This window comes from Lactobacillus helveticus (assembly GCF_046109915.1).
Classification (GTDB): domain Bacteria; phylum Bacillota; class Bacilli; order Lactobacillales; family Lactobacillaceae; genus Lactobacillus; species Lactobacillus helveticus.
In genome coordinates, this window is the sequence record NZ_CP151471.1 from 2,014,740 (window position 1) to 2,027,557 (window position 12,818).

General features: G+C 35.8%; 15 protein-coding genes, 1 other RNA gene, 2 pseudogenes and 1 other annotated feature. All 18 genes and pseudogenes read left to right on the top strand.

Going from position 1 to position 12,818, the window contains the following annotated elements; all coding sequences use genetic code 11:
* The first annotated feature begins 1 nt into the window (after position 1).
* The 18 genes and pseudogenes from pstA (at position 2) to AADV52_RS10350 (ending at position 12,817) form a co-directional block, all read left to right on the top strand.
* Complete coding sequence (gene pstA, locus AADV52_RS10265) at positions 2 to 889, top strand: phosphate ABC transporter permease PstA (RefSeq protein ID WP_014918259.1); 888 nt, start codon at positions 2 to 4, stop codon at positions 887 to 889.
* Positions 890 to 896: 7 nt separating this feature from the next.
* Positions 897 to 1,694: a phosphate ABC transporter ATP-binding protein PstB gene (gene pstB / locus AADV52_RS10270; protein ID WP_107775329.1), complete on the top strand. Its 798-nt coding sequence runs from the start codon at positions 897 to 899 to the stop codon at positions 1,692 to 1,694.
* A gap of 1 nt (position 1,695) precedes the next feature.
* On the top strand, positions 1,696 to 2,451 hold the full coding sequence (gene pstB, locus AADV52_RS10275; protein ID WP_014918261.1) for a phosphate ABC transporter ATP-binding protein PstB: 756 nt from the start codon (positions 1,696 to 1,698) through the stop codon (positions 2,449 to 2,451).
* Between the two features lie 16 nt (positions 2,452 to 2,467).
* Positions 2,468 to 3,145, top strand: a complete 678-nt coding sequence (gene phoU, locus AADV52_RS10280) for a phosphate signaling complex protein PhoU (RefSeq protein WP_003625900.1) — start codon at positions 2,468 to 2,470, stop codon at positions 3,143 to 3,145.
* A 158-nt stretch (positions 3,146 to 3,303) separates the two neighbouring features.
* A pseudogene (locus AADV52_RS10285) lies at positions 3,304 to 4,479 on the top strand (AEC family transporter).
* Between the two features lie 96 nt (positions 4,480 to 4,575).
* Positions 4,576 to 4,697, top strand: a sequence feature (ribosomal protein L10 leader region).
* Positions 4,698 to 4,739: 42 nt separating this feature from the next.
* The gene (gene rplJ / locus AADV52_RS10290; protein WP_014918262.1) at positions 4,740 to 5,252 is read left to right on the top strand and encodes a 50S ribosomal protein L10; all 513 of its coding nucleotides are present in this window, start codon (positions 4,740 to 4,742) and stop codon (positions 5,250 to 5,252) included.
* Between the two features lie 50 nt (positions 5,253 to 5,302).
* Positions 5,303 to 5,665, top strand: a complete 363-nt coding sequence (gene rplL / locus AADV52_RS10295) for a 50S ribosomal protein L7/L12 (RefSeq protein ID WP_014918263.1) — start codon at positions 5,303 to 5,305, stop codon at positions 5,663 to 5,665.
* Between the two features lie 75 nt (positions 5,666 to 5,740).
* A pseudogene (locus AADV52_RS10300) lies at positions 5,741 to 6,548 on the top strand (ion transporter).
* A 40-nt stretch (positions 6,549 to 6,588) separates the two neighbouring features.
* Positions 6,589 to 7,218, top strand: coding sequence for a class I SAM-dependent methyltransferase (locus AADV52_RS10305; protein ID WP_014918264.1), 630 nt, complete (start codon positions 6,589 to 6,591; stop codon positions 7,216 to 7,218).
* The gene (tadA, locus tag AADV52_RS10310; RefSeq protein ID WP_014918265.1) at positions 7,208 to 7,714 is read left to right on the top strand and encodes a tRNA adenosine(34) deaminase TadA; all 507 of its coding nucleotides are present in this window, start codon (positions 7,208 to 7,210) and stop codon (positions 7,712 to 7,714) included. The genes AADV52_RS10305 and tadA overlap by 11 nt, the downstream gene beginning before the upstream one ends.
* A gap of 45 nt (positions 7,715 to 7,759) precedes the next feature.
* Positions 7,760 to 7,853, top strand: an RNA gene (ffs, locus tag AADV52_RS10315) — signal recognition particle sRNA small type.
* A 56-nt stretch (positions 7,854 to 7,909) separates the two neighbouring features.
* The gene (dnaX, locus tag AADV52_RS10320; RefSeq protein ID WP_014918266.1) at positions 7,910 to 9,697 is read left to right on the top strand and encodes a DNA polymerase III subunit gamma/tau; all 1,788 of its coding nucleotides are present in this window, start codon (positions 7,910 to 7,912) and stop codon (positions 9,695 to 9,697) included.
* A gap of 13 nt (positions 9,698 to 9,710) precedes the next feature.
* Positions 9,711 to 10,046, top strand: coding sequence for a YbaB/EbfC family nucleoid-associated protein (locus AADV52_RS10325; protein WP_014918267.1), 336 nt, complete (start codon positions 9,711 to 9,713; stop codon positions 10,044 to 10,046).
* Positions 10,047 to 10,646, top strand: a complete 600-nt coding sequence (recR, locus tag AADV52_RS10330; protein WP_014918268.1) for a recombination mediator RecR — start codon at positions 10,047 to 10,049, stop codon at positions 10,644 to 10,646.
* Positions 10,646 to 10,885: a YaaL family protein gene (locus AADV52_RS10335; protein ID WP_014918269.1), complete on the top strand. Its 240-nt coding sequence runs from the start codon at positions 10,646 to 10,648 to the stop codon at positions 10,883 to 10,885. Before recR ends, AADV52_RS10335 begins: the two co-directional genes overlap by 1 nt.
* A gap of 103 nt (positions 10,886 to 10,988) precedes the next feature.
* Positions 10,989 to 11,627, top strand: coding sequence for a dTMP kinase (tmk, locus tag AADV52_RS10340; RefSeq protein ID WP_107775330.1), 639 nt, complete (start codon positions 10,989 to 10,991; stop codon positions 11,625 to 11,627).
* A gap of 11 nt (positions 11,628 to 11,638) precedes the next feature.
* Entirely contained in the window at positions 11,639 to 11,959 is a 321-nt protein-coding gene (locus AADV52_RS10345; RefSeq protein ID WP_014918270.1) for a cyclic-di-AMP receptor, read from the top strand.
* Complete coding sequence (locus tag AADV52_RS10350; RefSeq protein WP_014918271.1) at positions 11,960 to 12,817, top strand: DNA polymerase III subunit delta; 858 nt, start codon at positions 11,960 to 11,962, stop codon at positions 12,815 to 12,817.
* Position 12,818 lies beyond the last annotated feature (1 nt).

Here is a 12,818-nt window from a genome sequence, read left to right on the forward strand (position 1 = left end):
GATGGATGCAAAAAAGAAAGATAAATTAGCAACCGCTGTTATCTACATCTTGGTTGGAATCGTTGTATTAATTCTGGCTGGTATTTTAGGTAATATTTTAATTACCGGTGTTCCTCACTTATCATGGCATTTCTTATCATCAGAAGCTTCCTCATATCAAGCTGGTGGAGGGGTGCGAGATCAATTATTTAATTCAATATATTTATTGATCTTAACCACGATCATTTCATTGCCTATTGCGTTAGGTGCTGCAATTTATTTGGCAGAATATGCTAAAGATAATTGGGGCACTAACTTGATTCGTACCACTATCCAAATTTTAAGTTCTTTACCTTCAATCGTAGTTGGTTTATTTGGATACTTGCTCTTTGTAGTTCAATTTGGATTAGGCTTTTCGATTATTTCTGGTGCTTTAGCTCTTACATTTTTCAATTTGCCTATTTTAACTAGTAATATTGAAGAAGCAATTAAGGGCGTGCCACAAGATCAACGTGAAGCTGGTTTGGCATTAGGATTATCTAATTGGAAAACTATTCGCGGTATTGTTTTGCCAGCGGCACTTCCTGGTATCTTGACTGGTATCATTTTAAGTGCAGGGCGAATTTTTGGTGAAGCAGCTGCATTAATCTATACTGCAGGTCAAAGTGGATCAACTATTAACTATGCAGATTGGAATCCATTTAGTCCAACTAGTCCATTAAATGTGATGCGTCCAGCAGAAACTCTTGCAGTTCATATTTGGAAAGTTAATACAGAGGGTATTATTCCGGATGCAACAATCGTTTCTGCGGCTACATCTGCTTTACTAGTGATTGTGGTTATTGTGTTCAATTTAGGTGCACGTTATTTAGGTAATAAATTGTACCGTAAGTTAACCGCAGCTAAATAAAGGTGATATGATGCAAGAATTAAAACAAAGCTACGTCAAAACTTTTGCCAAGGATAATTTAGAGCTTTCTACAAAGGATCTAAGTGTTTTATACGGCGGAAAAGTACAGAAACTTTTTGATGCTAGTTTACAATTTAAGAAAAATAATATTACTGCTTTAATTGGAGCTTCTGGCTCTGGAAAATCAACTTTTCTGCGTTCGCTTAATCGTATGAATGATCGAGTTGCGACTGTTAATGGCGAAATTTGGTTTCATGGTTTAGATGTGAATAAGCCCAATATTAACGTTTATGAGTTAAGAAAAAATATTGGTATGGTCTTCCAGCGTCCTAATCCATTCCCTAAATCAATTAGAGAAAATATTGTCTATGCTTTAAAGGCTGATGGGCAAACTAATAAGGCTGAGCTCGATAAGATCGTAGAAGAAAGTTTACGTGCTGCAGCTTTATGGGATGAAGTAAAAGACAAGTTAGATAAAAGTGCTTTAGCTTTATCCGGTGGACAGCAGCAACGTTTGTGTATTGCAAGAGCTTTGGCTGTTAAACCTGAAGTACTGCTTTTAGATGAGCCGGCTAGTGCATTAGATCCAGTTTCTACTTCTAAATTGGAAGATACCTTAAAGCAACTTAGAAGCAAATATACGATGATTATGGTTACGCATAATATGCAGCAAGCATCAAGAATCAGCGATTATACGGCATTTTTCCATTTAGGACATGTAATTGAATACAATGCAACGGCGGATATCTTTACTAATCCTAAGGGTAAGATTACTGAAGAATATATTCAGGGAAGTTTTGGTTAAAATGACAACAATAATTTCAGCAAAAGATGTTCATTTGAGCTATGGCAATTATGAAGCACTTCATGGCATTAGTCTTGATTTTCAAGAAAAAGAATTAACAGCATTAATTGGACCTTCAGGATGTGGGAAGTCAACATTTCTGCGTTGCCTAAATCGAATGAATGATGATATTGAAAATATAAAAATTACTGGAGAAATCAAGTTTGAAGGGCAAAACATCTATAGCTCTAAAATGGATTTAGTTAAGCTTCGCAAGGAAGTAGGGATGGTTTTCCAACAGCCTACACCATTTCCATTTTCTGTTTATGACAATGTAGCTTATGGTTTAAAAATCGCTGGTGTAAAAGACAAGGATTTAATTGATCAAAGAGTTGAAGAAAGTCTAAAACAAGCCGCTATTTGGAAGGAAACCAAGGATAACTTGAAGCGTAATGCGCAAGCATTCTCTGGTGGACAGCAGCAACGAATTTGTATTGCTCGTGCATTAGCGGTTAGACCTAAGGTAGTGCTTTTAGATGAACCAACTAGTGCACTAGATCCAATATCAAGTAGTGAAATTGAAGAAACCTTAATGGAATTAAAACATCAGTATACTTTCATTATGGTTACTCATAACTTGCAGCAGGCAGGACGAATTTCTGATCAAACAGCATTTTTAATGAATGGTGATTTGATTGAAGCGGGTCCAACTGAAGAAATGTTTATTGCACCTGAAAAACAAATGACGAGTGATTATCTTAATGGTCGTTTTGGTTAAATTTTGAGGTAAAAAGATGCACGAAATATTTTTAGATGAATTAAAGAAATTAAACACACAATTTATGGAAATGGGTGTGTTCGTAAACGAACAAATTGATCAAGCCACCCGAGCTTTTGTCGATCACGATAAAAAGACCGCACAATCAATGGTTGATAATGAGGAAAAAATTCCAACTGAATCAATTGATATTCAAAAGAAGGCATTAAAATTAATGGCCTTGCAGCAACCGGTAGCTACTGATTTTAGAGTAGTGATCAGTATTTTGAAGGCGACAACTGACATAGAGCGTATTGGTGAAAATGCTATGAGTATTGCTCTTGAAACTATCAGAGTAAAGGGTAATCCAAGAATTCCGGAAGTGGAAGAGATTATTTCTAATATGACTCATAATGTTCGTCATATGTTGATTCAAGTTTTGACAGCTTATGTTCAAGATGATGAAAAAATGGCGAGAGAAGTAGCAAGCCGCGATAGCGTAATTGATCACGATTATGTTAGAGCACGAAAATTGATTGTCGATGGAATAGAAGATGATCCTTCTAGAGCGGTGGCATCATCAAGTTATTTTGTGGTAACTAGATTGCTAGAGAGAATCGGGGATCATATTGTTAATTTAGCCAGTTGGGTAGTATACAAGACTACTGGTGAATTGGAAGAATTAACAAATCCAAGTGAAACAAAAACCATTTAGAAAAAGGAGAAAAGCGTGAGCTTTTCTCCTTTTTTAAATTATTTACATTATCAATTTACTTTTTAAAGATAAATGTCCATAATAAATGTTTATTCATATATAGAAAGTGCTTTAAACTAGCACAGTATGGAGAAGAGATATCATCTCAGGAGGAAATTATGGCTGCAATTTTGGTAAATGACATCGTACCTATCCTTGTTATTATGCTATTAGGCTATATTTGCGGCAAATTTACATTCTTTGATGATGATCAACGCCAGGGGCTAAACAAGTTAGTTCTTAATATTGCTTTGCTGGCTGCCTTGTTCATTTCAATTGTTAAAGCCACAAGAGAGATGTTTGCTCAAGATATCGTTTTAACTTTAATTTAAATAATAGGTGTAACAGGCCTATTTATGGTTAGTTATTTCTTGGACAAATTAATGTTTCATCGTTCAACACAAGAAGCTGCCATTTGTGCGCTAATTGCTGGTTCACCAACGATCGGTTTTTTGGGTTTTGCTGTACTTGATCCAATTTATGGTAATAACACCAATACTAACTTGGTTATTGGGATTGTTTAAATCGTAGTTAACGCGATTACTATTCCATTAGGCTTGACTTTAATTAATAAAGGTCAAGATAAGTTAAAGCAAAAAGTAGCTGCTAAAAAGAGTGACGGTTCTACTCAAGTAGAAATTAAACTTGGACAAAAAGGTACCACGAAGAAGACTATCAAGAAAGTTTCAGTTCCTGATAACGTTCCTGTTAGTGATGAAGAAGCTAAGGCTTTGAGTGAAGTTGGTATTCAACGTGAAATTGATTTAGTACATGCGGAATTTGCTGATCATGCTGGTAAAAAAGATGCTAAGCCAATGAATCCAACATTAAAGTCAGTTATCAACGCTGTCAAGAAACCAGTTGCTGCAGCTCCACTTTTAGTTGTTATCTTTATTTTAATTGGAATTAAAATTCCTGCTTCATGGACACCAACCTTTGATTTGATTGCTAAAGCCAATGCGGGTGTTGCTGTTTTGGCAGCTGGGTTAATATTATCAACTGTTAAATTCTCAATTGATAAAGAAGTTATTTGGAACACATTCTTCCGTTTGTTTTTAACTCCTGGAATTATTGTGCTAGTTTCATATTTATGTGGTATGTGCACTCAAAAGATTTCTATGCTTTGTTTAGCTACTGGATTACCACCAGCATTTTCAGGAATCATCATTTCAAGTCGTTACAACATCTATGTTAAAGAGGGTGCCAGCTCTGTTGCTGTTTCAACTGTCTTCTGTGCAGTAAGTTGTATTTTCTGGATTTGGATTTTACCAATCTTTGCTGGTGTATTCCACTAATTAAGAATAAATAGATAAGGTCAACTACAGTTGATCTTATTTTTTTGACCTATTTTTAATTTTAGACTTGTTATTTAGACTTTTGCCTGCTATAATAAAGAACTGTAAATTCTACCTAAGACTCGGGTGGCATGATGCCTCAAAATCCCGCCGAGGCCAGAAGATAATGAAGATTTTTATGCTCCATGTCTTTCGGCATGGAGTTTTTGCTTTAAAAGGCCTTATAGAATTTATCAATGTAATTATGGAGGTGAAATAATTTGAGTAAAGCTGCTATTGCTGAAAAGGAAAAGCTTGTTGATGCATTTGCTGAAGAACTTAAAGCTGCTAAGGCTATCTTGGTAATCAACTACCTTGGTTTAACTGTTGAAGAAATTACTAACATGCGTAAGGAACTTCGTGATAACGACGTTAAGATGAAGGTTATCAAGAACACCTACTTAAGACGTGCTGCTGCTAAGGCTGGTATTGAAGGTCTTGACGATACTTTCGTAGGCCCAACTGCTGTTATCTACACTGATAACGCTGATGACATTACCGAACCTGCACGTATCGTTTCTAAGTACGAAGATGATTTCGACGTTATTGAAATCAAGGGTGGTATGCTTGAAGGCAAGTTGACTTCTAAGGATGAAATCAAAGAACTTGCTTCAATCCCAGGCCGCGAAGGTTTGCTTTCAATGCTTGTTTCTGTATTGCAAGCTCCTATCCGCGACTTCGCTTATGCTGTTAAGGCTGTTGCTGAATCTAAGGATGAAGACTCAGCTGAATAATAAAGAAATATATTTAATATCTAGATTCTAATTTTTCGGAGGATACTTAAATGGCTTTAGATACTGATAAGATTATTGAAGAATTAAAGGGTGCTTCAATTCTTGAATTGAACGACCTTGTAAAGGCTATTGAAGACGAATTTGACGTTACTGCTGCTGCTCCAGTTGCTGCTGCAGGTGCTGCAGACGCAGGTGCTGCTAAGTCAGAATTCGACGTTGAATTGACTGAAGCAGGTCAAGAAAAGGTTAAGGTTATTAAGGCAGTTCGTGACATTACTGGTCTTGGCCTTAAGGACTCAAAGGACCTTGTTGACGGTGCTCCTAAGAACGTTAAGGAAGGCGTTTCAGAAGACGAAGCTAACGACATCAAGGCTAAGCTTGAAGAAGTTGGCGCAACTGTAACTATTAAATAGTTACAGCCCAACTGGGCATTAAGAATAAGCTCTTTGCTATGTGCGAAGAGCTTATTTTTTTGTATAATGAATTTTATGATGATCGATTTAGATAAAAAATTAACTCCGTATCAATGGGTAATGGCAATTTTATCCATTATTTCTATTTTTTTAATTATTTTAGATTTTGCCGCTGTTATCAGCATCAATCAGCCAACTAGTAAATGGTTTTGGATAAATTGTGCTATCGTCATATTTTTTGCTATAGATTATTTCTATCATTTTTATAAGGCTGATGATAAAAAAACTTTATTTTAAAAAGCATATTTATGATTTGTTATCTATTATTCCAATAGGACTACTATTTGTAGGCTTAAATGTTTTTAATCTATCTGGCCTGGTTTCGGATTTAAGATTATTAAGATTGATTCGGCTTGCAGGATTAATGGGAAAATTAAAAATAATTTTTCACAATAATGGTTTGCTGTATGTCGTTTTCTTTACCATCACTTTTTTACTAGTTGGGGCTGAAGCATTTGCAATTACGGAACATGTATCATTAGATACGGCGTTTTGGTGGGCTTTGTCTACAGCGTCAACGGTAGGGTATGACGCGATTTTTGGTAAAACAATTCCGCCTCATAGTATTGTGGGAAAATTTATTACGTTAGTAATGATGCTACTCGGTATTGGAATTGTGGGTATGCTTACATCATCAATCACCTCTTACTTAATGCGTAAAACCAATGGTGCCAATACTTTGCATACGCATGATGATATTGAATTGATATTAAGAAAGCTTGATGATCTTGAAAAACAAAATAAAGATTTAGCCGATCAAAATAAGCAAATGCAAGCGGAAATCCAATCTTTGAAAAAGGGCCGAGATGAAAATGAAGTTTAAAAATTTAAAGATTGGCTAGAAAAAAGAAAGGAAAAATAGGATGAGTGCAGAAAAAAATCAAATGTATTTTGCAACAGATCCAATGACTGCGCATGATGAACATGTAATTGATTATCATGTGGATAATGTAGATTTAAAGTTTACGACTGATGCTGGCGTTTTCTCTAAGATGCGAGTGGATTATGGTTCTGGCGTTTTAATCAAAGCAATGAAGGATGCAACTTTTCCACAAGAAAATATTTTAGATGTGGGAACAGGATATGGTCCGATCGGATTATTTGCTGCAAAGTTTTGGCCTAGTCAAACTGTCGACATGGTTGATGTCAATGGGCGTGGTTTGAATTTGGCTAAACAGAATGCACAAGTAAATCACATTTCCAACGTAAATATTTATTCCTCTGATTGTTATGCACAGGTGGATAACAAATATGGTTTAGTTTTAACTAATCCACCAATTAGAGCTGGTAAAAAAGTCGTTAGTGAAATCATTGCCGGTGCAAGCGACCATTTGGTTGACCAGGGTGTACTTTTAGTCGTAATCAAAAAAAAGCAAGGTGAACCAAGTGCCCGTAAGTTGATGACTGCTACGTATGGTAATTGTGAGATTCTTACTAGAGACAAGGGATACTATATTTTGAAGTCTGTTAAGAGGGATAATAATGCTGTCTAGCGCTGATAAAAAGAAATACATGGAATTAGCCATAGATCAAGCTAAAGAAGCTGAGAAGCAAGGAGAAGTTCCTATTGGAGCTGTAGTGGTTGATTCCGAAGGAAAAGTGATAGGTACTGGCTATAATAGGCGTGAATTAGATGAAGATTCTACTCAGCATGCTGAAATGATCGCAATTAAAGAAGCATGTCATAATTTAGGGATGTGGCGTTTAATCGATTGCAGCTTATTTGTTACTTTAGAACCTTGTCCAATGTGTGCTGGCGCCATTATTAATTCACGAATTAAGGATGTATATTTTGGTGCACTTGATCCAAAAGCTGGCGCCTGTGGATCGGTTGTGGATTTATTTGAAGTAGAAAAATTTAACCACCATCCTCATAGTATTCGTGGCCTTTATCGTGATCAATGTGCTCAAATGTTAAAAGATTTCTTTAGAGCAATTCGAGAGAAGCAAAAGGCTGAAAAGTTAGCTAAAAAAGCAGAAAATAATTAATTTTTTAAGCTAGAAACTAGAAAAAAGTTGTGAAATACGTTATCATACTTTGTGGGCAATGTTTGACCTCTGAATCGTGTCAGGACCGGAAGGTAGCAGCACTAAGGTTGTTCAGGCATGTGCCTTTTATTAGACAATTACAAACTCTTAACTCTTTTAAAGAGTTAGGAGTTTTTTTACTAGGGAAGAGAATTTATGGCTTATCAAGCGCTATATCGTAAATGGCGACCACGGACTTTTGATAGTGTGATTGGCCAAGAGTCAATTACTGATACTCTTAAAAATGCGATTAAAAGAGGCAAAGTATCCCATGCATTTTTATTTGCGGGACCTCGCGGTACAGGTAAAACCTCCTGTGCTAAAATTTTTGCTAAAGCGTTAAACTGTACTAATCTTCAAGATGGCGAACCTTGCAATGAATGTGCTAATTGTATAGCTGCATATAAGGGTTCAATGCCTGATATTATGGAAATTGATGCAGCTTCAAACAATGGTGTAGATGAAATTCGTGAAATTCGCGATAAGGTAAAATATGCTCCAACAGAGGGAAAATACAAAGTCTACATTATCGATGAAGTTCACATGCTATCAATGGGTGCTTTTAATGCTTTGCTTAAGACACTAGAAGAGCCACCAGAGCACGTTGTGTTCATCTTAGCCACAACCGAATTGCAGAAGGTTCCAGCTACCATTATTTCAAGAACGCAGCGTTACAACTTTAAACGTATTTCAAAAGAAGATCTTGAAAAGAGAATGAAATACATTCTTGATCAAGAAAATATTAAGTATGAAGACAAAGCTCTAGCTGTGATTGCTCAAGTAGCAGATGGTGGTATGCGGGATGCGCTTAGTATCTTGGATCAGCTGCTTAGCTACGAAAAAGAAAGCGTCAATTACCAAGATGCTTTGGAAATTACAGGTTTTGCTGCTAAGGAAAATATCGAAAAAATATTATTGGCATTGCTAGAAAAAAATCCAGAATCAGCTTTAAAACTAGCTCAAACCGAATTAACACAAGGTGCTAGTTCTAAAAATATTTTGGATGAATTGATTGACATGGCAACTAAGAGTTTGATGTTAATCAAGGCTGGAGACGATAGGCAAGGTACATTTTTATCAGAAGATTTTGTCCAAAAAGTTAAGGATATACCTACAAAGATATTCTATCGGTTGATCACTCTAGCAAATAAAGCGTTGAATGATTTACGTTATACTAACCAGCAACAAATTCCGCTTGAAGTATTTTTAGTAGAAGCAGGTAGCAAGCAAGAAGAACAAGCAGCCCAATCGTCAGTTGCTCCAGTTCAAGCTGCACCAGCTAAAGTTAATACTGATATGCAGGCAGAATTAGCTGCATTAAAAAAGCAGGTAGTAGATTTAACGCAACAAATTAGTAAGCTATCCAATAAGCCAATGCTGGCTAAGGATCAAGTATTCCATTTGGATACGGCTGTACCAAAAACAGCTCCTAAGATTGCGAAAAAAGCAATTGTTAAGGAAGTTAAAAAATCACCACGAAAAATCAAAAAAACTACAGCAGAAAATCGAAAACAGGTTTATCATGTTCTTGAAAATGCAACCAAAGAAGATTTGACCACTATCAAGAATGTATGGCCAGATTTACAATCTGTGTTAGAAGTCTCAGAAAAGGCACTATTAGATGTGCTTGAGCCTGTGGCTGCAAGTCCGGACCAGGTTGTAATGAAGTGTAAATATACTTTATGGTTTGAAAATGCTTCAGATGGTGACTTGCTAGATAAATTAACAGATCTGATTGAAAAATTTGCTAAGCATTCATATGGGATTGTTTTAGTCCCAGATGATGACTGGCTTGCTGTCAGGAAAGAATTTGTCGAAAGTCACAAGGAAGAGTTGCTGGCTAAGAAAAAGCAACAGATTGAGAGTAAGGGATCTAAAGAAAATTCTGAAATAGTGAATAAAGCTAAAGATCTCTTTGGGGATGCTGTAACGATTAAAGATTAAGGAGAAAATAAAAATGAGTAGAAGACCTAATTTTGGCGGTATGGGCATGGGCGGAATGAACATGCAACAAATGATGAAGCAAGCAAAGAAGCTTCAAGCTCAAATGGCCCAAGAACAAGAAAATATTACTACACAAGAATTTACTGGCAAGTCAGCTGATGATCTTGTAGTAGCTACTTTTACAGGTGATCGTAAGCTTAAGGATATTAAGATCGATAAAGAAGCTATCGATCCAGATGATCCAGATATGCTTCAAGATTTAGTTATTGATGCTGTTAACAAGGGGTTATCTCAAATTGATGAGGCAACTCAAGCAAGTTTAGGCAAGTACACGAAAGGTTTGATGTAATTGCAATATCCATTACCAATAGCACATTTAATTGATGCTTATATGAGGCTGCCTGGAGTAGGTGAAAAAACAGCCACTCGTTTGGCTTTTTATACAATGGATATGCCCGAAAAGGATGTTGAAGATTTTTCAAAGGCTTTAATTCAAGTGAAGAATGATATTCATCAATGTCCTATTTGTGGAAATATTACTGAAAAAGAGGTCTGTGATATTTGTTCCAATCCTAATCGTGATCAAACAACTATCATGATTGTTGAACAACCAAAGGATTTGATGGCTTTTGAAGAGATGGGCGAATATGATGGCCTTTATCATGTGCTTCACGGCGTCCTTTCACCAATGGACGGAATTGGGCCAGAAGAGATTAATATTAAGTCATTAATTACTCGTTTACAAAAAAATGATGATGTAAAAGAAGTAATTTTAGCTCTTAACTCAACTCCAGAAGGTGAATCTACTGCTATGTATATTAGCAAGTTGATTAAGCCAGCCGGAATTAAGGTAACTCGTTTAGCAGCTGGCTTGTCTGTGGGCAGTGATATTGAATATGCTAATTCCATTACTTTAAAGCGAGCAGTGCAAGGAAGAACGGCATTATAATGGCTAGAAAAAAGAAAAATAAAATTAAAGAGCTAGGTGATCAAAAGCTAGTAACTGAAATTGAAAAATTGCAGAATCAATTAGCTTTAGAGCAAGATCTAGATCAAAATACTTTGGATTTATCAGATGATAACTATATTCAAGATAGAATTTTAAAAGCAAAGTATACTTTTTTATATAATGAGGCCCGTCATCGAGGCACAAGATTTAGTGGTATCACTAATGCGATTACACAGTAAAATTTAAGTCCCTTTATGGGACTTTTTTTATTTTATAAATTAAAAATTGCTAGGGCTGTTAATCTCTGTGAAACTTCTGTAAAATAGACCTATGGAGGATTTTATGAGAGGTTATTTTGTTAGTTTTGAAGGTCCTGATGGTGCAGGAAAAAGTACAGTTTTAAAGGAAGTTTTAGACCAAATTGGGCCAAAACTTAAGCCACAATATCTTGTGACCCGTGAACCTGGTGGATCAAAAATTGCAGAAAAAATTCGCGATATTATTTTAGATCCAGCAAATGATAAGATGGATGCTAAAACTGAGGCACTTTTATATGCAGCTGCGAGAAGTCAACACGTAGAAGAGATAATTCGCCCAGCTCTTAGTGAGGGCAAGATTGTTTTTTCTGATCGTTTTGTTGATAGCTCACTTGCATATCAAGGAGAAGGCCGAGATCTAGGAATTGAAGAAGTTAAGCAAATCAATGATTTTGCAACAGGAAAATTAGATCCGGATTTAACTTTCTTTTTGGATATTGCGCCTGAAATTGGTCTTAGTCGAATTCAAAAATTGCGTCCAGGCCAAGAAGATCGGTTAGAACAAGAAAACATAACTTTTCATAAAAAGGTTTACAATGGCTTTTTAAAAGTTAAAGATTTATATCCAGATCGTTTTGTAACAATTGACGCCACTCAGCCAATTGAAGATGTAGTAAATCAGGTAATTGCCACTTTAGAGAAACGATTGTCGGAGATATTTTAAGGACTGATTAGATGAAGTTAGTAATTGCAATTGTACAAAAAGAAGATTCAAATAATTTGCAAAGAGCATTTGTTAAGAGCAATTTTCGTGCTACTAAATTAGCAACTTCAGGTGGATTTTTGAGTCAAGGTAATACCACATTTTTAGTGGGATGCAAAGATGAAGAAGTCGATGATGTACTAAAAGTAATTAAGAAAGAATCACGGGCAAGAGAAGAAATCGCAACACCACATATGATTTCTACGGGATATGAAATAACCCAACTATTGAAAGTTACTGTGGGTGGTGCAATTTGTTTTGTTGTTCCAGTTGATAAGTTTAAGCGGTTTTAAATGATTGATATTTCTAATAGAGGGACTAAGCAAGCTGAGTTTTTTAAAAGAGCATACCAGCAAAAGAAATTAGCTCACAGTTATTTGTTTGTAGATAGCGATGAAACGCGTGCGCTTAATACAGCTTATTGGCTAGCCTGTTTATTTAATTGTACTGGTGAAAATAAGCCAGATGGAACCTGTCAAAATTGCAAACAAATTTTATCGGGTAATCACCCAGATGTTCTATTAGTTGAACCCGAAGGTAAACAAACCTTGGGGATCGATCAAGTCCGCCCCTTAAAAGAAGAATTGGCTAAAAGTCCGGTTGAAAGTAGTCGGCGCTTTTTCTTTATTAACGAGGCACAAAAGATGACCTTGTCAGCAGCTAATGGTTTGCTTAATTTGCTGGAAGAGCCGATTGCTCCTGTAGTTACAATTTTAATTACAAACAACAGTGATCAGATTTTGCCAACGGTTCGTTCGAGAACTCAGATTATTAACTTTGATAATGGGGAAAAGCCAACTGGCAAAACAGCACTTTTATTAGAGAATGGTTTTTCTAAAAATGAAATTGAAGAGTTAGGCAATCTTGATAAATTAGATCAATCGATTAAATATTTTTATCAAGAAATGCTAGAACATAATAGTCTTGCCTTAGTTAGTGCTCATAAATTATCGGAGAGTGCTAAATTAGTATCTGAACAACGCTATATTTTGGTTAAGTTAAAATTGTTGGCAGAACATGATTTAACTGATTCACTTAAGATGAGTATAGCTGCGCGAATGCTAGATAATTTGGTTGAAATAGATAAGATGCGTTTAAGCAATGTTAATTTTCGTAATTCTTTAGATTATCTTGCTTTAAATTGGAAGTAGG